The organism is Bacillus sp. 179-C3.3 HS (genome assembly GCF_047229225.1).
In the GTDB taxonomy this organism is placed as follows: Bacteria; Bacillota; Bacilli; order Bacillales; family Bacillaceae; genus Bacillus.
In genome coordinates this window covers 98,875-125,199 of record NZ_JBFEFT010000003.1, presented here as the reverse complement: position 1 = coordinate 125,199, position 26,325 = coordinate 98,875, and the positions used below count along the sequence as shown (strand labels likewise).

Genomic DNA, 26,325 nt, shown 5'->3' with positions numbered 1-26,325 from the left:
CTCTTATAATTTGAAGGAGAAAGAAACGGAAAGGACTTGAATCTTCATGACAACTCAAACAAATATGCAGCAGCAAGCAGCTTTAAGAAAACAAGTTGGTCAATTTTCTGGTGCAGATACGAGAAAAAGCATTTTTCAGCTAATCAATACATTCGTTCCATTTTTTGCTCTTTGGTTTCTTGCCTACTATAGTTTGAATATCTCCTACATGTTAACCCTCTTACTTGCAGTTGTTGCGGCTGGTTTTTTAGTACGCATCTTTATCATTTTTCATGACTGCTGCCATCAATCCTTCTTTAAGCAAAAACCGCTAAATCATCTGTTCGGTTTTGTTTCAGGCGTACTCACGCTTTTCCCTTACCTACAATGGCAAAGAAGTCATTCCATCCACCATGCCACTAGTAGTAATTTAGACAAACGTGGAGTCGGTGACATTTGGCTGCTGACGGTCAAAGAATATGAAGAAGCATCCACTTGGACAAAAATTCGTTACAGATTTTATCGCAATCCTTTCGTGATGTTTATTTTAGGACCGATCTTTGTTTTTCTCATTCAGAATCGCTTTAACGTGAAAAGTGCTCGTAAAAAAGAGCGTTTGAATACGTATCTCACAAATCTATCGATCGTCATGTTAGCAACAGCGACATGCCTTCTATTTGGCTGGCAAGGCTTCTTACTTGTTCAAGGACCGATCTTCCTCATTTCTGGATCGATGGGTGTGTGGTTGTTTTATGTACAGCATACATTTGAAGATTCTTACTTTGAAGAAGATGCCCATTGGAATTACGTGCAAGCGGCTGTAGAAGGAAGCTCTTTTTACAAATTACCAAAATTGTTGCAATGGCTCACTGGTAATATTGGTTATCATCATGTTCATCATTTAAGCCCTAGGGTTCCGAATTATCATTTAGAACATGCCCATGTGCATAGTGAACCTTTGCAAAATGTGCCAACCATTACATTGAAAACAAGTATTGATTCCATGAAGTTTAGACTTTGGGACGAAGAAAAGAAGGCTTTTGTTACCTTTAAAGAAGCACGTCAGGCGAGCAGCGCCCCACCGATCAAAGGAGACATTCTCAAAAGGAATGCATAAACGCGCAAGGCTCTTTCTTACAATAGAAGGAGCTTTTTGCCTTTACAGGATGCGTGCATGGGTTGAATTTGATAAAGTAGTAAAAAGAATGACATGAAGGAAAGTGGGCTTTCGGATGAGAAAATTTGTGAAACTTCAAAAACTACATGGGATTTCCCCGTATATATGGGCGATTTTTTTCATCCTGCCCTTTTATTTTATCTTTAAGACCCCTTCAACGGCGGGGATTGTGGTCGGCATTATTTTAAACGTCGTCTTTTTTTCCGTTTATCGTTTTGCTTTTGTCGCAAAGGGCTGGTCCTTGTATGTATTTGGGCTACTGTTGATTTCAATCTCAACAGGCTATGTGATGCTCTATAGCTACATTTATTTTGCTTTTGCCATCGCCTATTTCAATGGACATATTAAGAGGAAAGTCCCCTTCTATATTCTGTATTATATTCATTTAGGAAGTGCCGCCATTGCGGTGAACTTCAGTTTGATCTTAAAAAAAGGCTGGTTTCTCACACAAATCCCTTTTGTGGTCATTACTCTCATTAGTGCCATCCTCCTCCCTCTTAGCATTCGAAGCAGGAAGGAACGTGAACGGCTTGAAGAGAAATTAGAGTATGCCAATGAACGAATTGCCGACCTCGTAAAGCATGAAGAACGACAACGCATTGCCCGAGATTTGCATGACACCCTCGGACAAAAGCTTTCACTCATTGGATTAAAGAGCGATCTTGCCCGAAAATTAATATATAAAGATCCAGAACAAGCACGTGTCGAGCTGAAAAGTGTCCAGCAAACAGCCCGAACATCCCTAAATGAAGTGCGGAAAATCGTTTCGTCCATGAAAGGGTTACGGATCAAAGATGAAATATCAAACATCAAGCAAATTCTCGAAGCAGCCGATATTGAATTGATATATGATGAAAAAGAAACACCAAAACACATCTCGCTTCTCAATGAGAACATTGTGAGCATGTGTATAAAAGAAGCGGTCACGAATGTTGTCAAACATAGTCATGCGACGGTTTGCAAAATTACCATTCATCAAAAGTCAAAAGAAGCGATGATCACAGTTGAAGATAATGGGACGTTTAAAGGAGATCCATCTTTGCAGTCGAAAGGACATGGTCTTTTAGGCATTCGAGAAAGATTGGAATTTGCCAATGGACGTCTACGCATTGAAACAAAAGACGGGACAAAGCTCATCATGAGTATTCCAAATGATTCATCAGCCAAAGAAAAGGAGGCATAACATGATCAACATCTTCATTGCAGAGGACCAACAAATGCTGCTTGGTGCACTCGGTTCACTTCTCGATTTAGAAGACGATATGACGGTTGTTGGAAAAGGCACAAACGGTCAGGATGCCATTGATTTTGTCAAAAAACATCCTGTTGATATTTGCTTAATGGACATTGAAATGCCTGGGAAAACAGGACTTGATGCGGCAGAGGAACTCAAGGATACGGATGTAAAAGTCATGATATTAACAACCTTTGCTCGTTCTGGTTATTTCCAACGAGCGCTGAAAGCTGGCGTTTATGGCTATATGCTAAAAGACAGCCCTAGTGAAGAATTGGCGAGTGCCATTCGCAGCGTCATGAAGGGGAAGAAAATATATGCACCTGAATTGATGGAAGACCTATACAGCGATGAAAACCCATTGACCGAACGAGAAAAATCTGTCCTTGAACTCGTGGCAGACGGCAAAAACACGAAAGAAATCGCGAAGGAACTTAGCATTAAAAGCGGCACGGTCCGTAACTACATATCCATTATTTTAGACAAATTAGAAGTGAAAAATCGAATTGAAGCCATCACCCGTTCAAAAGAAAAAGGCTGGTTTAAATAAAAAACAAAAGATCAGGTCACATCTGCCTTGATCTTTTGTTTTTTTATATGTGATGCACATGATAAAATGTGATTGACAACAGGCGCCTGCAGTAATATGATATTCTAAGTGATAATAATTATCATTATCATCAATACAACCAAATATCCGGCAAAGCCGATTTTAAAGGAGTTTACATCATGAAGAAATTATTGTTCCCTCTGCTACTCATCTTTGTGCTCGCGCTGAGCGCATGTGGCAATAACAGCAACTCTTCCTCAAATAAAGAAAAAGAAGCAACGTCATCTGACACCATTACATACCAATCTGAAACTGGTCCTGAGAAGTTGCCAGCCAATCCAAAACGTGTGGTTGTTCTAGGCTCTTATACTGGTAATGTCATCTCACTTGATGTGAACCTTGTAGGTGTGGACTCTTGGTCAAAAAAGAATCCTCGTTTCAAAAAGGAATTAAAAGACGTGGAAGAAGTCACTGATGACAATATTGAAAAAATCATGAAACTGAATCCTGATGTCATCATCGGTTTAAGCAATACGAAAAATGTAGAGAAACTGAAAAAAATCGCACCGACTGTTTTGTTCACGTATAATAAAGTCGATTACCTTCAGCAGCATATTGAAATTGGAAAAGTACTAAACAAAGAAAAAGAAGCTGAAGCATGGGTGAAGGATTTCAAAGAAAGAGCGGCAAAAGCCGGAAAAGAAATCAAAGCCAAAATTGGTGAAGATGCCACTGTTTCTGTATTCGAGAGCGGCACTAAAGACCTTTACGTGTTTGGAGATGCATGGGGCCGCGGAACAGAGATTCTCTATCAAGAAATGAAACTAAAAATGCCGGAAAAGGTAAAAGAAAAAGCGTTAAAGCCTGGCTATTATGCGGTATCTCAAGAGGTCATTCCTGAATTTGCTGGAGACTATATGATTATTAGCAAAAACAGCGAAATGGACAATTCATATATGGAGAGTGAAATTTACAAATCCATCCCTGCTGTGAAAAATAACCGTGTCTACGAAGCAAACGCTGAAGAGTTTTACTTCAATGACCCGATCTCACTTGAATACCAACTATCATTCTTCAAAAAACATTTTCTAAATCAATAACAAAGGACGTCCATTCTTTGACGACATGCGAAAGCAAGGGAATAAAACCCTTGCTTTTTTTCATTCCTTCTAGCGGCAATTCACTTTTTTCGCTACAATGACTTACAAGCTAATGATAAGTGTGGTGCTGATTTTGTTTAAAATTTTATTCATTGAAGACGATACGACCCTCTTTCAAGAAATCAAAGAACGCTTAGTTAACTGGTCGTATGATGTGTATGGCATTACAGACTTCGATCGGGTGATGCAGGCATTCACTTCGATCCAGCCCGATCTTGTGATCATTGATATTCAGTTGCCGAAATACGATGGCTTTTATTGGTGCCGATCCATTCGTCATCATTCAAAAGTACCGATCATTTTCCTTTCATCGAGAGACCACCCTGCCGATATGGTGATGTCCATGCAGCTTGGGGCTGATGATTTTGTGCAAAAGCCCTTTCACTTTGATGTCCTTATCGCCAAAATCAATGCCATCCTTCGTCGTGTACATGACTACAATGCTGAACCAGCTAACCTAAAAATATGGTGCGGGGCTACGATTGATTTAGAAAAAAACACGGTGACAAACGAACAAGGCAAGGTAGAGTTAACAAAAAATGAGATCTATATCCTCAAGCATTTGATTCAGCACAAAAATCATATCGTCAGTCGGGAATCTCTCATTGAAGCGCTATGGGAAGATGAACGATTTGTCAGTGACAATACGCTTACTGTAAATGTCAATCGCCTTCGAAAAAAGCTGGATGACATTGGTCTAGGCGTCTTTATTGAAACTAAAGTAGGTCAAGGTTATCTTGCAATTGAAAAGGATGATCAATCATGCTCCTCACCTTTCTAAAAGAACGAAGAAGCTGGATTCTGTTCTTCCTCAGCTTGCAAGTTCTCATTCTATTTGTTGCGTATTTGGATTCAACGATTCCAATGGCTTCTCTTTTTTATATGGTTTTATTGTCTTTTTTACTGATGACCGTCTTTCTCTTTTTTCGCTACAGGAAAGAAACAGCTTTTTATCAGAGACTGAAAGAATGGGATGAGACCATTGACCATCAAATAAAGATGGCCCCCTCTTCCCCATTTGAACAGCTTGTACATCATGCGACATCAGAACAAATCGATCGCTATCGCCAAATGACGACAGATCAGCAAATCGCCATTGAAGAAGAAAAAGACGAACTGCTCTCTTGGATACATGAGGTCAAAACACCGCTCACCGCAATGCATTTAATGATCGATCGTCTCACAGAGCAGCCGCTGAAATCCAATCTCACCTATGAATGGCTGAGAATTCATTTATTGCTAGACGCACAGCTGCACCAAAGCAGGATTCAACATATCGAAAATGACCTGTTTATTGAGAAACTTGATTTGCAACACATTCTCTCAAAAGAGATCAAAGCCCTTCAATCATGGTGCATACAAAAAGGCATTGGATTTGATCTTTCATTAGAACATCGGGAAGTATTGAGCGATACAAAATGGCTTTCCTTTATGATGAGACAAGTTCTCTCAAATGCCGTCAAGTACAGTCATTCGTCTGACATTGTGATCGAAAGTCACTTACAGGATGATCGGGTCGTTCTCACGATCACAGATCAAGGGAGAGGCATTGACCCAAGAGACATCCCCCGCATCTTTGAAAAAGGCTTTACCTCCACAAGACATCATCATGACACCGCCTCTACTGGAATGGGGCTTTATTTAACGAAAAAAGGAGCAGACGCTCTTCATATGACGATCGAGGTCAACTCCACGGTAGATCAAGGGACAACATTCACCCTTGTCTTTCCGAAGAAAAATGATTTTGTTCATATTGCGGGCATGTGACATGATTGTCACATGCCCATCCATTTTGTTCGCCAAATCGAAGGAAGTATATTCGACTTCTTTTTATACTAGAGATATCAATGAAAGAAAAAGGAGTTCGTCATATGCATATTTTAGAAGCCCGCAAGCTATATAAAAGCTTTGGAAATAAGTTTAATAAACAAGAAGTACTGAAAGGCATTGACCTCACCATCACGGCTGGTGAGTTTGTCAGCATTATGGGGCCATCAGGCTCTGGAAAAACAACCCTCCTGAATGTATTGTCTTCGATCGACCATGTGTCTAGCGGATCGATTCGTATCGCTGATGTAGAAATGACACAAATGAAAGATAGACAACTCGCTGAATTTAGAAAAAAGCAACTCGGCTTTGTGTTTCAGGATTATCACTTACTTGATACACTCACCGTCAAAGAAAACATTCTGTTACCACTAACGATGTCCAACATACCGAAAAAAGAAGCCTTTGCACGGTTTCAGCACCTCGCTGAGGACATGGGTATTTATGAATTAAGAGATAAATATCCAAATGAATTATCGGGTGGACAAAAGCAACGGACATCAGCCGTTCGTGCATTCATTCATGAGCCTAGCCTCATTTTTGCTGATGAACCCACTGGTGCACTTGATTCAAAATCAGCCTCTGATTTACTCAACAAATTGCAAGAATTCAATCACAAACAAAAAGCGACCATTGTCATGGTCACACATGATCCTGTCGCAGCCAGTTATTCAAACCGTGTCATTTTCATCAAAGACGGACAAATCTACACACAGTTGAATAAAGGCGCGTTAGAGAGAAACATGTTCTTCGAGGATATTATGAAAACACAAGGTGTCTTGGGCGGTGTCAAGCATGAACATTAATCAGCTCGTCTTCCGCAACCTAAAGAAAAATGTAAAAAACTATTATTTATACGTATTCGCTCTGATGTTTAGTGTGGCTCTCTATTTTTCTTTCGTCACCTTGCAATATTCGCCAGCACTTGATGACGTAAAAGGGTCCATCAAAGGCGGTGCTTCTATTAGAGCCGCTTCCATTCTACTCATTGCCATCGTGGGCATCTTCCTTTTGTACGCGAATAGTATTTTCATTAGGCGCAGGGGGAAAGAAATTGGACTCCTCCAGCTCATCGGGATGACAAAACAAAAAATCGCCAAACTGCTTCATGCAGAAAATTTTATTTTATACGTCATCGCCATGGGGGTCGGAATATTCGTCGGTTTTATTGGCTCAAAACTGATGCTCATGGTGCTATTTAAAGTGACAGGCGTAAATGCCATTGCCAGCCTGCATTTTTCAAGTCAGGCGCTTATACAAACCATCATCGTTTTTCTTGTGATATATGTCCTGATCATGCTGAGGAACAAACGCTTTATCCGTAAACAAACGATCTTAACTTTGTTTCAAACAAACGCACGAACAGAACAGAGAGTTCAAAAGATCTCTGCATTTGAGATCATCATTGGCATTTTCGGTATTCTTTTCATCAGTTCAGGCTATTACGTTTCTTCGCAGCTATTTAACGGCACATACAAGACGATGCTTGAATTATTTTTAGCCATGATTTTTATACTCAGTTCTGTCATTATCGGCACATTTCTTTTTTATAAAGGGTCTGTTTCCTTCATTGCCAACCTTGTCCGTAAAAGGAAAAACGGCTATCTCGCCATTCATGAAGTGCTATCCCTGTCATCGATCATATTCCGGCTAAAATCAAATGCCTTGCTTTTAACGATTATTACGACGGTTTCTGCACTTGCAATTGGACTGCTATCACTCAGCTATATTTCCTATTACTCAGCAGAAAAAACAGCTGAACAAAACATTCCAGCTCATTTTGTGATGGGCTCAGAAAAGGACGCCGAAACGTACACGAAAGCCCTTTCTGACGAGCAAATTGCGTATGAGAAGAATCAGTTCAAGGTCATTCAAGCTGATTTTAATGCGAAGGACATCATTGATGGAGATTTAAACAAACTGAATATCAACCCAGAGATATGGACACTCCCGGTTATCAGTGAGAAACATGTACCAAGCTTCCATCTGGGGACAAACGAGGTCATCTTAAGTGGCTATAATGATTTATTGAGGAAATTCATGCCGATTAAAAGCTCAGGAGATGTTCAGCTTCTAATAAAAAAACCGCTGAACTTAAGAGTCATTGATATGAAGAGAGATCATTTAATCTCATACAGATTCACTGCTGGTGGACTGCCTGTTGCGGTGGTGAGTCAAGAGGTTTTTGAGCAGCTGGATCAGCAACAAAACCCTAAGCTCCAGCCTAAAAACCAACAATATATCGCCATCAACATAGAAGAGGACAAGAAGATAGAACAAGCCAATGATGTCTTCACTTCCTTAAAATTGAGTGATGACAGCATGTCTCGTTTGGCATTAAGTCTAGATCAAAAACAAACAATGGGGCTCATCATGTTCATCGTCGGATTTTTAGGTCTGAGCTTTCTCGTCACATCTGGCTGTATTTTATACTTTAAACAAATGAATGAAAGTGAAGAAGAACAAGGCTCCTATACGATCTTACGAAAGCTTGGATTCACAGAAAAAGACATGTTAAAAGGGATTCGTCTCAAACAATTATTTAATTTTGGCATCCCACTTATTGTCGGCTTGCTGCACAGCTATTTCGCCATTCAATCAGGCTGGTTCTTATTCGGTGGTGAGCTATGGATTCCAATGATCATCGTGATGTCCATTTATACACTCCTCTATTCGACCTTCGGATTCCTTTCAGTCCTTTACTATAAAAAAGTGATCAGAGAATCCTTGTAATCCATTCCCCATAGGATGTTGAGCCTATGGGGATCTGGTGCTTGCTTTATGATCTTGATGCAAACGTGTGAGATAAAATATGATCTCTAGCCGCATATGCTTGTTGCTTGATGTGATCTAGGTTGACACCAACAAGCTGTCCATGACGCTTTAGTGCTTTACCGGCAACGTAGACAGAATCAACATTGGATGGATGCACGGTTTGAACAATCGCACCGGCAGGATCAGTCATCGGTAGAAGATTCATGCTTGTCCGATCAATCATGATAAAATCTGCTTCTTTCCCTGGTGTAAGCGATCCAATCTTATGTTCAAGCTGTAATGCACGAGCCCCATTGATTGTGGCCGCTTCAAGCATTTGATGTGCAGATAACCCAAGCTCTGGGCCTGGCATGATCCCTTCCATTAATAACGCTTGGTTTTGAATCGCTCGCTCTGCCTGAAGACCAAACTTCATTTGTGCAAATAAGTCTCCTCCAGTTGATGTGACGACATCAACCCCGAGCGTCGGGCGTACGCCCTGTTCGATGGCAAGTCCAGTCACAGGATAGCCATGTCCCATCATCATTTCAATCTCTGGTGTAATCGAGATCGAACTTCCGCTATCTGCCAGCATCTTCATTTGATCTGCATCAATGGCATTGATATGAACCATATTAAGGTCTGGTCCTAGTAATCCTGCTTCATGAAGTCGTGCAATCGAACGATCTTCCGCCCCCCAATTCCCAAATCCAATGTGCATACTACATAACACATCTAAAGATCGTGCTGTTTCGATTTCAAACACCGACGTCTCCCATGAAGAAAATTCCGGTCCACGTATGGCAAGTCCCATCGTTAGCAATTGGTCAGTCGACTGAAAATGTGCTTTTTTCACACGAGCAGCATCTTCCATATTGGTGAGTGTACTCTCCCTGTCCCAATATGCAGCGTCTCCAGATGTCCCAAAGGCAAACACAGCTCGAATGCCTGCATCTTGTAATCCACCAATGAGCTCGTCTGTATGATCCATTGAATTGATCATCGTCCAGTCTAAAAGCGTCGTCACCCCTGCATCTATTGCTTCTAACGCGCCTAAATAGTTGGCAATCCGATCATCTGATGGACGTCTCTTTGCCCCATAGTTGCCGTAATATATCTTGCTTAAATATGTCTGTAAAGACCAATCTGTTCCAATCCCCCGAATGACAGACTGCCACACATGACGATGTGTATCGACAAGCCCTGGCATGATCACCATATCGGATGCATCGACAATGTCTGCATCACTTGCTTCAATCGAAGGTGCGACTTTTACAATGTGGGTTCCTTCAATTAATAGATCTCCCTTTTCCAGAAAACCTAAAGAAGAATCGAGTGTTAATAGGGCCGCATCTTTAAACAACGTTTTCTTCATTCATATCCCCCTTTTCAAATGACGAGGATCATAATCCTATCCTCACTGTCATTTTAAACCACAAAAGGATCAAATTAGAAGAAAAGTGACTCAAGGCAATTGTTTTACTTGGTCAGTCGGCGGAATAGTGTTAGACGCGTTTGAGCTTGGCGTGATGTCTCCCTTTAAGGAAGTAGTGGAAATCCAAAGATTCACGAATTAAAGATGTTCTCATTGTTTATACGCCTCACCACAATCGTTTGAACGGTGCTTTTATTGAAGGGAATCGACTTGACGAAAAACAGTTGATTGACAGACAAGAAGACCGTGATAACAAACGTTTTTATGCTATCTAGTAGATTGAATCGACCGTCCACGAACATCTACTTCAACCGAATGGATGACACCGTACAGGCTCTCAAATGAAAAAGGCATGAGCTGATCGCTCATGCAAATGATTTTTATTCTTTAATGTAAAGATGCTAATAGATACGTAATGAACCCAACGATTGGAATCAGTGGGATCATTAATTTTAATGTTTTATTCGTATTCTTATATAGATTCCAAAGTAATACTGGTACACCAAATGTCATTGTATCAAAAACAGCCAATATTGCCCCTTTACGCTGTTCTTTATGAGCCATTATAACAACCTCCAATTCACCAAACTTTTTTTACACAATAACCTGCTATTCCGGCGGATATCCCTGCATTAATGACTGTACATGCTATGCAGCCAGCAGGTCCTGTCAAACAAATATAATAACAAGCCCCAAGAACCATTGAACGGAGCGGAAGAGATTCATTCGGTCCACTTTTCTTTTTTAAACATTTCCAAAACTTGTTCCAATTAAAGCTCGTTTGAATTTCTGAATCCTCTACATTCGTCATTTCCTTATTTAACTCCATCATATCTTTTTTAAAATCATTTTCACCATAGGTAAAAGATCCTTTTAAAAACTCACCATTGGGATTGATATGAAATTCATTTTTTAATTTTCCATTTTGAATGAATGATGAATGCAAATTACCTTGGTCGTCGTATTCAGCTAGTTGAATATAATGAGACTTTTTTTTGTTCAATGACACTGAAATGAAAGAAGCTGTACTAAGCAAAAGTTGATCTGAGCCCTGCTTTGTCAAATAAAAATAAACAACATCCGTTTTGGCATCATTTAGATGAACTGCTACACTTTCTCCACTTAAATGATAGCCCTTTTGTTCGACTATTTCTTTTGCTTGTAAGAATTCAGAGCTCCTTTTTGCTTTTTTTATGAGCTTCTCAGCCAATTTATTATTTTGTATCTTTCCAAAAGGAATGTCCTCTTTTATGCTAACAGCCTTTCCTGCTGGGTACTGTCCACATAGAAGAGAAAACAATAATAATACAAAAAACATATTCTTTATCTTCATTAAACAGCCTCCTTTTACAAAATATCACAAGAAAATTATACCTATTCCTAACAAAAGGTATAAGAGGCTAATTTACCAAAAAAATACATTGTAAATAATGTAGCATATGTCCTGCTTTTTTTCATTTCCACTAGGCAATTGAAACATCAACATTTCTAATAAAATAAATTTGATGTTTCCGGAGCACCTTAAGAAAATGGTATACAACAAAAAAACGCTGGATGCTTTCCATCCAACGCTTCTTTCTACTTGTTATGAGGTTGCTTTTCTTGCCAGTTCTCTCTCCCTCAGCTCGACACGACGGATTTTCGCTGATGGTGTTTTTGGCAGTTCGTCAATGAATTCAATTTCTCTCGGATATTTGTAAGGTGCTGTTGTATTTTTCACGTGGGTTTGCAGTTCTTTTATCAGCTCGTCACTTTGTGTCGCTGAATCGCGTAACACCACGTATGCTTTAACGATTGAGCCTCTGATTTCATCTGGGCTCGCCACAACCGCACATTCTTTGACGTCAGGATGCTTGATGAGCGCATCTTCTACTTCAAACGGCCCAATCGTATAGCCTGAGCTGACGATGATGTCATCTCTGCGGCTTTCAAACCAGAAATACCCGTCTTCGTCTTTTTTCGCACGATCACCCGTGATAAAGTATTCGCCTCGGTGCTGTGCCTTTGTACGTTCTTCATCTTTATAGTATTCCTTAAAAAGTGCCGGCGTTTCAAGGTGAACGGCAATGTCACCAATTTCTCCTGCTGCACATACGTTGCCTTCTTCATCAATGATGTCTACTTCGTTTCCAGGAGTTGGTTTCCCCATACTACCTGGTTTGATTTCCATGCCTTTTAATACACCGACTAAGAGTGTGCTTTCTGTTTGCCCATAGCCATCGCGCACTTCTATATCAAAATGTTTTTTGAATGTATCAATGACTTCACGGTTGAGCGGCTCTCCCGCAGACACGGCACTATGAAGCTTTGGCAGCTTGTATTGACTCAAGTCATCTACTTTTGCCATAAATCGATATTCTGTTGGCGTACAGCATAAAACATTGATTTCATTTTTTTGAAGCAATTCTAAGTACGTATTCGGGTTAAATTTGCCTCCGTAGACAAAGCCTTCTGCTCCGCTCCCCAAGACAGATAAGAGAGGACTCCATACCCACTTCTGCCAGCCTGGTCCTGCTGTTGCCCACACTTTATCTCCTTCATGTATGGAAAGCCAGGCTTTAGCAGCCGTGCGTAAATGGGCATAAGCCCAGCCATGTGTATGTACAACGCCTTTCGGGTTACCTGTTGTTCCTGATGTATAGGATAAAAACGCCATGTCAGTCCGGTCTGTTTGTGCGATTTGCAATTCCTTTGATTGATGATCTTTTCGTTCTAGAATATTCGCCCAGCCATGATCATTCTCACCAATCGAGAAGGTTTTAAAATCCTCTGGTTGATTCGTTCCTTGAAACGATTGAATGAATGACTTGTAGACGATCGCACCCTTTGCTTCTGCATGGGCGATTCGGTAATCTAGATCCTTCGCACGAAGCATCTCTGAACAAGGAATAACGACCATTCCTGTTTTTAAAATCGCTAAATAAATGCTGTATGCCTCTAGCATGCGTGGCACCATCACAATGATTTTATCACCTTTTTTGAAGCCAGCTTCTAACAGAGCATGACCAATTTGATTGGCCTCTTCCACTAATGCGGCATAAGTCACATGCGCTTCATGACCATTTCCATCTTGCCAATGAAGAGCGATCTTTTCACGATCTTGAGTAAAAGCTTCTATCTCACTCACTAAGTTATATTGTGCTGGTGCAATTAAGTCTTCTCTTTTCATGGGTACAGCTCCTTTTGACTCTTTCTTGAAACCCATTCGTGTTTCAATTCCCCTATTCTAACACTCCTCACAGAAAAATGTTTGAATTAGTACCTACTCCTAGTATTATGCCATAATTTTTTGATTCCGTCTTTATTTTTTAAAAATATTCAAATAATTCCTCTGTATGTACAAAAAGAAAAGAGCGGGAATGATCCCGCTCTAAAGCCATCGCTTTTTCATTTTTTTGTCTTAGAAAGATCCGCCACCCATATGTTGTTGAGCGTAAGATACTAGACGTTTTGTGATTTCTCCACCAACTGATCCGTTAGCGCGAGATGTTGTTTCTGGACCAAGGTTTACACCAAATTCAGAAGCAATTTCGTACTTCATTTGGTCGATCGCTTGTGCAGCGCCTGGTACTAGTAATTGGTTAGAACTGCTTTGTCTGTTTTGTTGAGCCATGTGTTCTCACCTCCTTGTGAATATAGAATGTGTAGAAACACATGACTTCATGCGATCGTTCTCATGGTAATTATTATGAAATTTCGCTCTTAAAATAAATCAGCAAATTCAGCAGCTGCTTTCTTTTCATTAGTGACCACAATCGTTTCAATGTTCTCAACGGCTTCGTCAAGTAACGGCTCGAAATCAGCAAAGCTTTCGTATCTTTCTACTTTTTCCAGCTTTGGTTTTGTTTTTGGAGATGGTGGTGTAAAAATCGTACAGCAATCTTCAAATGGCTGAATGCTTGTATCGTAGGTACCAATTCGTCTTGCTTCTTCGATAATGTCATTTTTATCAACAGCAATGAGTGGACGAATGATTGGTGTGTTTGTGACATGGTTAATGGCATACATGCTTTCGAGCGTTTGACTTGCTACTTGGCCAAGACTTTCACCAGTCACAATGGCAAGGGCGTCACGCTCCGCTCTAATTTTATCAGCGATTTTTAGCATCATTCTTCTCGTCGATGTCATCGTATAGTTTTCTGGCACTTGTTTGTGTATGAGTTCTTGGATTTTTGTAAAAGGCACAATGTGTAGCTTGACCTCGCCTCCATAGGCAGCAAGACAGCTTGCAAGATCAATGACTTTTTGCTTTGCACGTACACTTGTATATGGCGGGCTAAAGAAATGGACCGCCTCAATTTGAATGCCTCGTTTCATCGCCTGATAGCCAGCAACTGGGCTGTCAAATCCGCCTGAAAGCATGAGCATCGCTCTTCCGCTCGAACCTACTGGCAGTCCGCCTGCTCCTTTTACATCTTTAAACGTAATGTAAGTCGCATTCTCTCTGATCTCAATTCGCAAATGGACATCCGGCTGTTTGACATTGACTGTTAATTGTTCAGTATGTCTCAATACATGACCGCCTATTTCACGGTTCATTTCGTTTGAATCTAGCTCAAATTGTTTGTATGAGCGTTTCGTTGAGACTTTGAATGTATTCCCCTTCTCATATACTTCTTGAACAGCAGTAAGTGCCGCCTTCTTAATGGCGTCAAGGTTTGTTTCACATTTAACAGCAAGACTAAAGCTCTGAATACCAAACACACCTTTCAGCGCGTCTGAAATAGGCTCAGGATCTTCTCCGTTCAACATGATGGTGATGCGGTCTCGATCTGATGTATACTTTAATGCTTCAAAGTCCTTTAATACGAGCCTGATATGCTGTCTTAGCTTTTCAATAAATTTCTTTCGGTTTTTCCCTTTTGTTGAAATCTCTCCAAAACGGACCAAAATATGATCATATTTCATGTTGTTATCTCATTCCTTTTAATTTTTTCACACTTTTCGTGATGGCTGTCATGATATGCGGCACAAGTTCAGAATCTTGTCCATACGTTAAACTAATTCTCATACTGCTTTTTGCGATCTCTTCTGATTTCCCCATCGCCAATAGCACATGGCTTGGTTCTTTTTTCTTGGCAGAACAGGCAGAAGTCGTCGATACGAAGATTCCCTCTTTTTCAAGCATATGAAGAAGCACTTCGATTTGAATATCTGGGACTGAAAAATTGACAATGTGCGGCGCACTTTGCATAAGTGGTGTGTTGATGACAACACCTTCTATTTCACCAAGCTGATTTTGCAGTTGTGTTTTTAGTGCCAGCATCTCATCCTCATGTTTGTCGAGGTTTTCTAATGAGTGCTTAATGGCTTTCGCTAAACTAACGGCTCCAGCAGGGTTTTCTGTACCTGAACGCACACCAAACTCCTGCTCTCCGCCTGTCATAAGCGGCGTGAGTGCAGTCCCTTTTTTTACAAAGAGAGCTCCTGTCCCTTTTAGACCATGAATTTTATGTCCTGACATCGTGAACAAATCGATATCGGTCTGTGGATGAATGGCTACCTTTCCCATTCCCTGAACACCATCGACATGGAAGAGTGCGTCTTTTGCATGCTCACGTATGATAGAGGCAGCGGCTTCAATTGGCTGAATAGCGCCTGTTTCATTGTTTACATGCATGATACTGACGAGTACTGTATCAGGACGCAGTATGTCTTTTAAATGCACCAAATCAAGATGTCCATGGGCATCGACTTGAATATAGGAGATCTCAAAGCCGAATAATGACCGTAACTGTTCGAATGACTCACGGACGGAAGGATGCTCAATCGCTGTTGTGACAATGTGTTTGCCACGATTCATTTTAGAAAGCGCAGCCCCTTTGATCGCGATATTATTGCCCTCTGTAGCACCAGAGGTGAATATAATCTCATATTGTTTGAATCCTGTATAGTGAAGGGTTTGTTTTCTTGTTTCATCAAGTAAACGGCTTGCATCAATGCCGAGTTGATGGAGTGAAGATGGATTTCCAAAAAAACGTTCACTCACTTGTTGATACACTTGTAAAACCTCAGGATAAGGTTTGGTTGTTGCACTATTATCAAGATAAATCATAACGGAAACTCCTTACAAAAAGCTTTAAAATCATGTGTCTATCTATGTTATCATATCGATATTAATCAGAGAATTTTCTGAAAATGAAGTTGACAACTTTTCATTTCCACTATATCATGCATAGTACAAACGTCACATAAAAAAATAAATTGTCTGAATTTTTAAATTTAGGACATAACATTGGATGAGGAGGGACTATTTTGAAAAATAGTTTAAGTATAAAAGAAACATTAGCCATCGGTTTAATGCTATTTGCATTATTCTTTGGTGCAGGAAATATGATTTTCCCACCTGTCCTTGGACAATATGCAGGTGACAATGTCTGGCTTGCCATCGGAGGATTCTTACTGACAGGGGTGGGACTTCCACTTCTAGGAGTCGTCGCTGTCGCACTGACAGGTACCGGTGCAAAAGGACTTGCCGATAAGGCTCACCCTAAATTCGGAACCATTTTTACCGTGATCCTGTATTTATCAATCGGGCCATTTTTCGCCATACCTCGAACTGGAACGGTTTCTTATGAAATTGGTTTAGCACCATTTCTGAATGAAACACAATCCTCTTCTTGGATTCCGCTATTTTTGTTTACTGTTGTCTTTTTCACTGTTACTTACTTATTAGCGTTAAACCCTTCGAAGCTAGTTGATCGAATCGGGAAAGTATTGACACCTATTTTATTAGCTGTTATTGCCATTATTGTGATTAAAGCGATTGCTACACCTATGGGCGACATTGGTAATCCAGATGCCACTTATAAAGCAAATCCACTCTTCACTGGATTTTTAGAAGGCTATAAAACGATGGATGCCCTTGCTTCTATTGTGTTTGGAATCGTTGTTGTCACTGCCGTGAAAGCAAGAGGCATTACAGAACGAAAATCTATTGCTGCTGCATGTATCAAGGCTGGTGTTGTTGCAGCCATTGGACTTGCGCTCGTGTATATTTCACTCGCATATGTTGGTGCATCAAGTACTGATTCAACAGGAATGGTGAACGCAAATGAAGGAGGCAAACTGCTGTCTCTGTCTGCTAGTGTCTTATTCGGATCTGCAGGTAATATTGTCCTCGGCGCTGCCATTTTATTTGCTTGCTTAACGACAAGCGTCGGACTCGTTTCATCTTGTGGCGAATATTTCTCAAGATTATTCCCTGCTTTTTCCTATAAGACTGTCATTCTAATCGTTTCTTTATTCAGTACGTTCGTTGCAAACTTAGGTTTGACTCAAATCATTTCGTTATCCGTTCCAGTGCTATCTGCCATCTATCCACTGGCAATTGTGATCATTTTATTATCATTCCTTGATCGCTGGATTAACGGTAGACGAGTGATTTATATCGCATCGTTGGTGTTCACAGGTTTCTTCTCCATCATCGATGGATTAACGGCTGCCAATATCAATCTTGGTGCATTGCCTGAAGTATTGAACATATATGTACCGTTTTACAATCTAGGTGTTGGCTGGATCATTCCTGCAATCCTTGGAGCAGTGATTGGTGTACTCATTTCCATCTTCACTAGCCCACCTAAACAGCTTGCTTCATAATACGTTTGTACATCCCCTTCAAAGATGAAGGGGATGTTTTTTTGTCGTTGTTCATATACTAAAATAGAAATAATCATGATTTTTGTATGAAAACATATGTTGACATCAGACGTACATCCTTTATAATTAGTGATTGTTCATGATGAAAAACATTTAGCAACTAATTAACAGAATATTTCAACATAATATTGGAGGCTTTATATTCAATGAAAGCAACATTGTCAACAAAAGATACGGTGATTATAGGGTTTATGTTATTTGCCCTATTCTTTGGCGCCGGTAATATGATTTATCCGCCCGAGCTTGGTCAATATGCAGGCGAAAATGTGTGGAAAGCCATGGGTGGATTTTTACTAACGGGGGTTGGATTACCTCTCCTTGGGATTATTGCGATTGCGTTAACAGGTCGCGATGCCAAAGGACTTGCAGATAAGGCTCATCCTGTATTCGGTACCGTGTTTACTGTCATTTTATATTTATCAATCGGACCACTTTTTGCTATTCCTCGTACAGGAACCGTTTCTTATGGCGTTGGAGCATTACCATTTTTAACAGGTATACCTGCCTGGTTGTCACTTTTCTTGTTCACACTCGTCTTTTTTGGAATTACGTATTATCTTGCTTTGAATCCAACAAAGATTGTCGACCGTGTTGGGAAAATTTTGACACCGATTAAATTCGCGATTATTTTTATTATTATTATGAAAGCCATTTTAACGCCGATGGGTGTCATTGGCACACCAGATGCATCGTATCAAGATGGTTCATTTTTTAAAGGATTTCTAGAGGGCTATAAAACAATGGATGCTCTTGCCTCTATTGTGTTTGGGATTGTCATCATCAATGCCATTAAAGGACAAGGGGTTACAAGTAAAAAGGCACTGGCTACTGCTTGTATTAAAGCAGGTTTGATTGCAGCTGCTGGCTTAACATTTGTTTATCTGTCACTTGCTTACTTAGGTGCTTCTAGTACACAGGCCATTGGATTCGTTGGAGACGGCAGTAAAATCTTAGCGCAATCTTCACAATTACTCTTTGGTAGTTTAGGGAATCTTGTATTAGGGCTAGCGATCACAGTAGCATGCTTAACAACAAGTGTTGGACTTGTGACATCATGTGGTGAGTATTTCTCAAAGTTAATACCGAAACTTTCTTATAAAACAGTTGTGACGCTTGTGACGCTATTTAGTTTCATTATTTCAAACTTTGGATTGCAACGTATTGTCGCTTTTTCCGTACCCGTTTTAACTGCGATTTATCCGCTGGCCATCGTGATCATTGTTCTGTCACTTGCCGATAAATGGTTTGGACATCGTAGACCTGTTTATGTCCTTTCTCTCATTCTCACGGGTTGTGTGAGCTTATTCGATGGCTTAGCAGCGGCCAAGCTTTCAATTGGTCCACTCAAAGACATCTTCAAGGCTTTGTTACCATTTTATGACCTTGGGATTGGCTGGATCGTACCTGCTTTACTTGGAGTTGCGATTGGATTTGTTATTTCTCTATTTACATCTTCTGCTCCCGAAAAAGGGCAGAAACAAGCATCATAAGATAAAAAAAGCTGAAGTCCGTATTAGGACTTCAGCTTTTTTATTGATGTTGATAGTCTGTTTCCAGAAGCTTTTGAACAGCTCCAGGTGATGCTTTTTCAACTGCTGCTGCGGCTACGTCAAATGAACCTGCATAGTCATAGGCGTAGAATCTTCGTTCTGCTTCTTTTAGTTGTTCAGATAGAATGTGATTTTGACTTCTAAAACGGTTGCCGTATTGAATGATTCGTTCAATTTGGTTTACTTTATTGAGCATATCTTGCGTATCGTCATAGGTACTTTTTACAGTGTCAGACGCATCTTTTAATTGTTGATTGACTGCCGGCATGTTTAAAGGGAGGTTCTCAAGCTGTTCGTGAACTCGCTGAATCAGCTCTTGTGCTTTTTCTATACGCTCCTTTATGTCAGCAGGTATGCCTGGGATATTGCTTTTTTGCAACTGGCGCACCGCATCCGTCACCATGGTTTTCAGATCAGATAGTGTTTCTCTCGCTTGTAGCTCTTCTTTTCTTAATGATCGGAGATGATCTTTAAACGTTTCATGAAGTGATTTTGCTTCTTCGATAAATGTGCTCAGTTGATTGATTTCATCCATGATCAATGAATATGCGACGTGATCACGATCAAGCTTTTCGCGTATTTGCTTCATGAGCGTTTCAATTTCTTCTAAACGTTTCTCGAACGCTTTTTGTTGATCAAGCTCGCCTGACGTCAATTTGTAGCTCTCTTTCACAAGAGCCGTCTCTTCCTTCGTCTGCTCGTGATCTTGTTTGAGATTCTCGTAGGCTTCAGTCAGATGTGGCATCTTGCTTTTGATTTCATGACCCGCTTCCACTTCTGCTTCTAGCTGATCATACAATGTTTGAATCGCATCATCTATCATTTGAAGCGTACTTGATGCCTCATCGAGATTGAGCTCATCAATGAGCAATTTTTCAGCTCGTTGAAGCTGTTTATTTAAATTCTCCAGCTCTTTTATGATTTGAATATGCTCGAGCTTGTAGCCTTTATCTGTCATTTCTTTATAACCGTCTTTTAGCTTTGTCAGCTGTCCTGGTACGGTTTGTTTACAATCTGCAATCAGCTTCGGTACGTCATTGATATATACTTGGAGCTGATCCAGTTTACGGTCTTGTTCTAGAAGGATTTTTCTCGCCTTCATGTAGTTTCCGTTCTCTGTCTCTTCTTCGTACTGCTTCATGCCTTCCCAGGCCTCATCTAAGTCCTGCTCCATTTTGTCATAAAGAGTGCCATAAAGGTGACTGTACGCAAGTAGATTTTTTCGAACGGTTTGATACTGTTCTTTGACCTTTTCGATGTCCTTGCGATTTTGTTCCTCGCTTGTGACAAGATCTGCAATTTCCTTTAAAATGTCTTCAATATTTGAATCAGCAGCAGTTAGCAATTCTTGAATATGCGCCAGTACTTGCTTGGCTTTGGAGAATCGATATTTATCAGAATACTCTTCTGCATCATATAAAAGCTCCTCTACCTTTGGAAGATGGGCAGTGACGATATCGTCCCACTCTGCACGCCATCTTTCAAAAAACTGCTCTGTTTCTCCGGTCATTTTTAAGTGTTTGATTTTTGAAATTTCTTCTACAATTGATCTGTTTAAAATTTCAATTTTCCATGCTTCCAATCGGTCGATCTCTTTATATATATTTTTCCGTAGAAAATAACCGACTGAAAACAAGGCAAGCAAAATGACAATTAAACCGATGATTAACTCCATAATGAGCCCCCTTGTTGTGATCTAAGTGATGTCAGGGTAAATGTGTCCCGAGTAGACCTGAGAACCCTTTCGTGTCCGCTTTGCATGTGTTTTTATCAGCAGGATCATCTGTCATCCAAAAATGATCCTTTCACAGTTTTATGTATGTTTTTTCAAGAAAGTTAAAACACTTTCTATCATTTGATCACACGTATCCTGTGTGACCTCATTTTATGTATGCGGATGCTGTCGTTTTCATTGTTATTATGATACCATGTAACCAGCATTTTGGGTCATGATTTTTCATTATTTTCGCTATACATATCACGTTTTTCAAAAAATCGACAAGAGGTGACGACATGCTGAAACAAGATGCACATGTACATACACCATTTTGCCCGCACGGCTCGCTTGATTCCTTTCATTCTTATATTGAAAAAGCCATTAAAAAGGGATTTGATTCCATCACCTTTACCGAACATGCCCCGCTACCTCCTTCGTTTCAAGATCCAACCCCGCAAAAGGATAGTGCCATGAAACAACAAGATCTCGAATCTTATTTGACTACACTGGATCGGCTGAAACAGGAGTACAAAGGGGAATTAATAGTAAAAACTGGGCTTGAGGTTGACTATATCAAAGCGTACGAAGAGGAAACAAGTGCCTTTTTAGACTGCTACGGTCCCGAATTAGATGACGGGATATTATCTGTTCACTTTCTTCCTGCTGGTCATGACTACATTTGCCTTGATTTCGACGAACATGCCTTCAAGGAGCTCATCAAAATCTATGGACATGTAGAAGGCGTCTATCAAAGCTACTATGAGCAAATTCATGCTTCTATTCTATCATCTTTAGGTCACTATAAGCCAAAGAGAATCGGTCATATCACACTTGTCCAGAAATTCAAACAGCTTTTCCCATACGATATGTCTCCTAGGCTCTGTGAAATGGCCACCCTTTGTCTTGAAGAAACGGCAAAAAAAGGCATGTCCTTAGATTTTAATACATCAGGACTCCGTAAAACATATGCCAGAAGTATCTATTTAGATCCATGGATGATTGACCTTGCCAAAAAGAAAAAAATTCCGCTCATTTTTGGGTCTGATGCCCATCAAGCGGAAGATGTCGGGTATGCCTATGATCAATTTGAAGACATGATAAGATTCATATGAACATCTAAGCTCTGTTCCTTCGGTTCTAGCAAATGGTGAAGCGACCGGCAGAGTTCCTTGTAATACATCTGATAGAAGTAAGGCTCACTTGGGTTCAGAAAAAGCACCTCTGTTAAATATTGCGGCTGTAAATAAGGCATCATCAAAAGTGATTTTAATTGAATCATGAACGATGAGAGTGAGAGCTGCTCACAAATCACATGGGTGTTTTTCCCTTTTTCTATCATAAGCTGAAACAAATATTTCTCCTTTGTTAAATAGGTCGACATGATTTCTCTGATTAACGTAGAGTCAATCGTCACCTCTCGATAAACGAAACGGGTTAATTGACGATGTTCGTGCTGATAAGATAAAATATCAAAAACCACATGAAGTAAACATTCTCTTGCGTGACAAGGCTCCATGTGATGGACTTGTGATTCGATCATGTGAATGTACCCTTCATAAAAATTGGAGACGAGGTGTTCAAGCAACCCTCCCTTCCCTTGAAAGTAATACGATATGTGGGCAACGTTGACGTTTGCTTCCTTTGCAATCTCACGGACAGAGGTTCCAGAAAATCCTTTTTGGTTAAAAAGTCTGATGGCAGCATCAATAATACGGTCTTTTGTTTGCACGGTTGTTGATGTTTTCATCCGCTCACCCCTCTTCATACGTACATACTTCAAGATGGAAGCCGAAGTTCCTTTTACATTCGCTCGACAAATCCTTCACGAAAGACGCAAGTGTTGTATTTTTTAGATAGAAAGTAGGAGATTTTCATGTTTCATGTCGAAAAACAGTCTGGCGATCCATCGAAAGACTACCAAATGATGATTAAGCAAGTAGAAGCGATTACGGAAGGCGAACCAGATCTCATCGCCAACTTAGCAAATGCGGCCGCTTTATTGTATCACTCGCTGCCTGAAGTCAACTGGGCCGGTTTTTATTTGGCAAAAGACGGCGAACTTGTGCTTGGACCGTTTAACGGGCTCCCTGCATGTGTGCGTATCCCTTCTGGAAAGGGCGTTTGTGGCACAGCCTTTGCAACAGGTGACGTCCAGCGAATCGCAGATGTACATGCATTCCCTGGACATATTGCATGCGATGCGGCTTCACAATCTGAGATTGTCATTCCCCTCAAAGTAAACGGCCAAATCATCGGGGTGCTTGATATTGATAGCCCTGTGAAAGATCGTTTCAGTGAAGTGGATGAGACATACTTAATTCAATTTACAGAGGCTCTTCAACATGCTTTGTCAGCCTCTACGGATGCATCATCATGACGAAAAGCAGACAATTGTCTGCTTTTTTCTATTTTAGTGATAGTCCCTTGATGCTTCCCTTCTAATATAGGTTGACTTCTCCAGATCAGCGTCATATAATAGAGTTTGTGTGAAATATGGCAGCCTTTTTGTTCGGCTTTTTTGTATCATTTTGTTCCTTCTATTAGGAGGTGCATCTTGTAACTCCCTGCTGCTGGAGCGAGGGTGCATGAAAACATAATGACGAAAAAGAGGAAGAACAGACGGTTTTTATTTTTCACAAATAAAAACAATAAGGAGGAGTCACATTATGGCTCGCTATACAGGTCCAAGTTGGAAGATTTCCCGCCGTTTAGGCATTTCATTAAGCGGAACAGGTAAGGAACTTGAAAAACGCCCTTACGCTCCAGGCCCACATGGTCCAGGACAACGCAAAAAACTATCTGAATACGGTTTACAATTACAAGAGAAGCAAAAGCTTCGTCACATGTACGGTGTGAACGAACGTCAATTCCGTACACTATATGACAGAGCTGCTAAGATTCCTGGTAAACAAGGTGAAAACTTCATGATCCTTCTTGAAACTCGCCTTGACAACCTAGTATACCGTCTTGGCCTTGCACGTACTCGTCGCCAAGCTCGTCAGCTAGTAAACCATGGTCACATCCTTGTTGATGGAAGCCGTGTAGATATCCCATCTTTCTCTGTGAAACCAGGTCAAACGATTTCTCTTCGTGAAAAATCTCAAAACCTTGCAATTGTGAAAGAATCAGTTGAAGTAAACAACTTCGTTCCTGAATACCTTTCTTTCGATGCTGAAAAGCTTGAAGGTACTTTCACTCGTCTTCCAGAGCGTTCTGAATTATCACCAGAAATCAGCGAACAACTTATCGTTGAGTTCTACTCTCGTTAATTTCACTACAGTGATCAAACAAACCCTAGAGACCTTGATTATTCAAGGATATCTAGGGTTTTTTGTTTCATTCGTTTTCTCCCTGACCATATTGTCCCAACGGTCATGCGCTATTGGACTTTACCCCCTCTCCCATTTTCCTTATAATGGGCATAGACAGACATGCTTTCAAAAAACAAAATGCTGATGATAAACTTAATAGCACGTTGCTCGTCTTATTCGCTTGAACTGGGGGAAATTCATTTGAATATCATCACGATTCTTTTAGTGCTACTGCTTATCGCTCTAATTTTCTATACGATTTTAAGAAAGACACATGTGATAGATGAACCACCTGGCGTGATAGCTTCCATCCTACTCATTTTCCTTCTCTTTGTTTCCTTGAGTTTTGCTGTCATGTTACCAAGCGCGATCCTTTACGTTGTCTCCATCGGAGTGAACTTTCTTTTCGGTGAATATATCACCTATGATTCGTTTATATCGCTGTTGACGTTCTCTTTATTGGTCAGCCTCATTGTGATATTCTGGTCAACCTTCTTGCTATTCATCGGGAAAGGCATTTTCTATTTATTGAAATTCCCCGAGTGGCTCAAATATGTACTTGAATTTATCAGTTCGTGGATCGTGATGTACCTTTCAATTCGATTTGTACTCGACATGGACGTAGTGAATGTTTCTATTTGGGGCAACGGCACATTGATTTTATCTTTCTTTGTTTGCTTTTTATTCGTGGGAATTGACATCATTTATTCAGGTATTGAGCATAGAAAACAATCTCGGGATGTGCAAGCTTAATAGGTGAAGATGAAAAGCTCCTAGATGTGATTCTAGGAGCTTTTCATTGTATTGGCACATTTTCATTTATACGCGATGAGGGGTTGTCAATTAGCATTTTTGAATTTGACTTGAAGTAAAAACAAGAAAAACATACTAGCTATGAGATAATAGATCCCAATGATTGATGTACAGTTAGAAAACACATCCAATAATTTAGCTGATTTGACTACATACATCCATATGAAATAAATGATGAAAAAAGATATCGGGAAGTAAAGGAAATACCCTAAGAAATATAACTTTAGTTTTTGCGTCATTGTCTCACTCCTATTATATTAAACCCTTCCGTCCATTTAGCTGAATACCAATTAAGGAAAAATAGTTAACCTAAGATCAAAAAGACAGCACATTTCGCTGTCTTTTTTAATTTACCAATTCGTATTCTGTCCCCCGCCATTCAGCCCTTCTTTCAAATAGCCATTCACTTGGCTGGAGGCTAATAGGCCGACATGTCCGACGCCGTGGATGAGGACGTTTCTTGCTCCGATTAAGCGGGAAAGGCTGTTGACAACGATGAGATCGGCTGAGCTATAGATAGAAGTGTAAAGAATTTTTTGGTTTGGATCAGTGCCTGGCAATGCTCTGAGTGAAACGAGTCCGTTTGCTCCACCTAGTGTCACGACGTTCTCTATTTTATTTCCACCGTCTAGGTGTTTGATATAGTACAACGTATTGGCACCACCCATGCTATGCGCCACAATATCTACTTTTTTCGCGCCCGTTTTTGCTAGTACATCTTTGACATATCTTGATAGACGTGGGCCATTGTTTAAGTTGTTGCCAGTTTTGTCTAGGAAATCAATAGCATATAATTGGTTACTGTCCCAGCCCTGTGACACCAAATATCTTTTGATTGAAGCAAAGTTATAAGAAGCTCCGCCCATACCATGAACCATCACAACTGGATTATGCTTAGCCGCTTTGATCTCTTTCGGCTGGATGAAAACCATTGAACCAACCACCAATGCAAGTGCAACGAGAATCTGCAAACTCCTTTTCATCAATAATGACACTTTCATTCCCCCTTATTTATCTTGTTCGTCTCTATTTTAAACAAGAAAAATATGACAAAAAAGTGAACAAGGCACTGTTTGTCCAATCATTTAATAGACATTAAATAATGAAAAAGCACCTTTGACTTTCGCAGCGTTCAATGCCAAAAGACTAGACAACCTCT

General features: G+C 40.3%; 24 protein-coding genes. 14 read left to right on the top strand and 10 right to left on the bottom strand.

The genetic code is table 11. The annotated features are described in order from the left end of the window. Positions 1-46 precede the first annotated feature (46 nt). The 8 genes from AB1K80_RS03715 to AB1K80_RS03680 all read left to right on the top strand — a co-directional run bounded on the left by AB1K80_RS03715 (position 47) and on the right by AB1K80_RS03680 (position 8,660). Positions 47-1,096 (top strand): fatty acid desaturase, encoded by a 1,050-nt coding sequence (locus tag AB1K80_RS03715; protein WP_412855272.1) that lies wholly within the window; start codon positions 47-49, stop codon positions 1,094-1,096. A gap of 115 nt (positions 1,097-1,211) precedes the next feature. Next, positions 1,212-2,339 carry a sensor histidine kinase gene (locus AB1K80_RS03710; RefSeq protein WP_412855271.1) on the top strand — a complete coding sequence of 376 codons (1,128 nt, stop codon included), beginning with the start codon at positions 1,212-1,214 and terminating at the stop codon, positions 2,337-2,339. 1 nt (position 2,340) lies between these two features. Then, positions 2,341-2,940, top strand: coding sequence for a response regulator (locus AB1K80_RS03705; protein WP_412855270.1), 600 nt, complete (start codon positions 2,341-2,343; stop codon positions 2,938-2,940). Positions 2,941-3,119: 179 nt separating this feature from the next. Further along, on the top strand, positions 3,120-4,040 hold the full coding sequence (locus AB1K80_RS03700; protein ID WP_412855269.1) for an iron-hydroxamate ABC transporter substrate-binding protein: 921 nt from the start codon (positions 3,120-3,122) through the stop codon (positions 4,038-4,040). A gap of 133 nt (positions 4,041-4,173) precedes the next feature. Next, positions 4,174-4,881 carry a response regulator transcription factor gene (locus tag AB1K80_RS03695; protein WP_412855268.1) on the top strand — a complete coding sequence of 236 codons (708 nt, stop codon included), beginning with the start codon at positions 4,174-4,176 and terminating at the stop codon, positions 4,879-4,881. Then, on the top strand, positions 4,863-5,867 hold the full coding sequence (locus tag AB1K80_RS03690) for a sensor histidine kinase (protein ID WP_412855267.1): 1,005 nt from the start codon (positions 4,863-4,865) through the stop codon (positions 5,865-5,867). The genes AB1K80_RS03695 and AB1K80_RS03690 overlap by 19 nt, the downstream gene beginning before the upstream one ends. 104 nt (positions 5,868-5,971) lie before the next feature. Next, on the top strand, positions 5,972-6,733 hold the full coding sequence (locus tag AB1K80_RS03685; protein WP_412855266.1) for an ABC transporter ATP-binding protein: 762 nt from the start codon (positions 5,972-5,974) through the stop codon (positions 6,731-6,733). Then, positions 6,723-8,660 (top strand): FtsX-like permease family protein, encoded by a 1,938-nt coding sequence (locus AB1K80_RS03680; protein WP_412855265.1) that lies wholly within the window; start codon positions 6,723-6,725, stop codon positions 8,658-8,660. Before AB1K80_RS03685 ends, AB1K80_RS03680 begins: the two co-directional genes overlap by 11 nt. A 46-nt stretch (positions 8,661-8,706) precedes the next feature. Here AB1K80_RS03680 and AB1K80_RS03675 read toward each other — a convergent pair whose 3' ends face one another. The 7 genes from AB1K80_RS03675 to AB1K80_RS03645 form a co-directional block, all read right to left on the bottom strand. Next, on the bottom strand, positions 8,707-10,056 hold the full coding sequence (locus AB1K80_RS03675; protein WP_412855264.1) for an amidohydrolase family protein: 1,350 nt from the start codon (positions 10,054-10,056) through the stop codon (positions 8,707-8,709). A gap of 447 nt (positions 10,057-10,503) precedes the next feature. Beyond that, the gene (locus AB1K80_RS03670) at positions 10,504-10,680 is read right to left on the bottom strand and encodes a hypothetical protein (RefSeq protein ID WP_412855263.1); all 177 of its coding nucleotides are present in this window, start codon (positions 10,678-10,680) and stop codon (positions 10,504-10,506) included. A 16-nt stretch (positions 10,681-10,696) separates the two neighbouring features. Further along, complete coding sequence (locus AB1K80_RS03665) at positions 10,697-11,449, bottom strand: hypothetical protein (protein ID WP_412855262.1); 753 nt, start codon at positions 11,447-11,449, stop codon at positions 10,697-10,699. Between the two features lie 252 nt (positions 11,450-11,701). After that, positions 11,702-13,285 (bottom strand): acyl-CoA synthetase MbcS, encoded by a 1,584-nt coding sequence (gene mbcS / locus AB1K80_RS03660; RefSeq protein WP_412855261.1) that lies wholly within the window; start codon positions 13,283-13,285, stop codon positions 11,702-11,704. A 231-nt stretch (positions 13,286-13,516) separates the two neighbouring features. Continuing rightward, positions 13,517-13,729, bottom strand: a complete 213-nt coding sequence (locus tag AB1K80_RS03655) for a small, acid-soluble spore protein, alpha/beta type (RefSeq protein WP_412855260.1) — start codon at positions 13,727-13,729, stop codon at positions 13,517-13,519. 89 nt (positions 13,730-13,818) lie between these two features. Further along, on the bottom strand, positions 13,819-15,024 hold the full coding sequence (thiI, locus tag AB1K80_RS03650; RefSeq protein ID WP_412855259.1) for a tRNA uracil 4-sulfurtransferase ThiI: 1,206 nt from the start codon (positions 15,022-15,024) through the stop codon (positions 13,819-13,821). Positions 15,025-15,028: 4 nt separating this feature from the next. Then, the gene (locus AB1K80_RS03645) at positions 15,029-16,171 is read right to left on the bottom strand and encodes a cysteine desulfurase family protein (RefSeq protein WP_412855258.1); all 1,143 of its coding nucleotides are present in this window, start codon (positions 16,169-16,171) and stop codon (positions 15,029-15,031) included. A 200-nt stretch (positions 16,172-16,371) separates the two neighbouring features. Here AB1K80_RS03645 and brnQ (AB1K80_RS03640) point away from each other — a divergent pair, with 200 nt between their 5' ends. Together brnQ (AB1K80_RS03640) and brnQ (AB1K80_RS03635) are read left to right on the top strand one after the other, a co-directional pair. After that, a complete protein-coding gene (gene brnQ / locus AB1K80_RS03640; RefSeq protein WP_412855257.1) occupies positions 16,372-17,715 on the top strand; it encodes a branched-chain amino acid transport system II carrier protein in 1,344 nt (447 codons plus the stop codon). Between the two features lie 206 nt (positions 17,716-17,921). Next, positions 17,922-19,265, top strand: coding sequence for a branched-chain amino acid transport system II carrier protein (gene brnQ, locus AB1K80_RS03635; RefSeq protein ID WP_412855256.1), 1,344 nt, complete (start codon positions 17,922-17,924; stop codon positions 19,263-19,265). Positions 19,266-19,305: 40 nt separating this feature from the next. Here the strand turns inward: brnQ (AB1K80_RS03635) and ezrA are convergent, their stop codons facing one another. Further along, positions 19,306-21,000, bottom strand: a complete 1,695-nt coding sequence (gene ezrA, locus AB1K80_RS03630; protein ID WP_412855255.1) for a septation ring formation regulator EzrA — start codon at positions 20,998-21,000, stop codon at positions 19,306-19,308. Positions 21,001-21,338: 338 nt separating this feature from the next. Between ezrA and hisJ the strand changes: the two genes are divergently transcribed. Then, complete coding sequence (gene hisJ, locus AB1K80_RS03625) at positions 21,339-22,154, top strand: histidinol-phosphatase HisJ (protein WP_412855254.1); 816 nt, start codon at positions 21,339-21,341, stop codon at positions 22,152-22,154. Here hisJ and refZ read toward each other — a convergent pair. Further along, positions 22,124-22,789, bottom strand: a complete 666-nt coding sequence (gene refZ, locus AB1K80_RS03620; RefSeq protein WP_412855253.1) for a forespore capture DNA-binding protein RefZ — start codon at positions 22,787-22,789, stop codon at positions 22,124-22,126. The two genes, hisJ and refZ, sit on opposite strands and share 31 nt — an antisense overlap. Before the next feature lie 126 nt (positions 22,790-22,915). Between refZ and AB1K80_RS03615 the strand changes: the two genes are divergently transcribed. The 3 genes from AB1K80_RS03615 to AB1K80_RS03605 all read left to right on the top strand — a co-directional run bounded on the left by AB1K80_RS03615 (position 22,916) and on the right by AB1K80_RS03605 (position 25,106). Then, the gene (locus AB1K80_RS03615; protein ID WP_412855252.1) at positions 22,916-23,419 is read left to right on the top strand and encodes a GAF domain-containing protein; all 504 of its coding nucleotides are present in this window, start codon (positions 22,916-22,918) and stop codon (positions 23,417-23,419) included. A gap of 289 nt (positions 23,420-23,708) precedes the next feature. Further along, positions 23,709-24,311 (top strand): 30S ribosomal protein S4, encoded by a 603-nt coding sequence (gene rpsD / locus AB1K80_RS03610; RefSeq protein WP_412855251.1) that lies wholly within the window; start codon positions 23,709-23,711, stop codon positions 24,309-24,311. Positions 24,312-24,554: 243 nt separating this feature from the next. Next, complete coding sequence (locus tag AB1K80_RS03605) at positions 24,555-25,106, top strand: hypothetical protein (RefSeq protein WP_412855250.1); 552 nt, start codon at positions 24,555-24,557, stop codon at positions 25,104-25,106. Between the two features lie 410 nt (positions 25,107-25,516). Here AB1K80_RS03605 and AB1K80_RS03600 read toward each other — a convergent pair whose 3' ends face one another. Continuing rightward, positions 25,517-26,098: an esterase/lipase family protein gene (locus AB1K80_RS03600; protein ID WP_412855334.1), complete on the bottom strand. Its 582-nt coding sequence runs from the start codon at positions 26,096-26,098 to the stop codon at positions 25,517-25,519. Between the last annotated feature and the right edge of the window lie 227 nt (positions 26,099-26,325).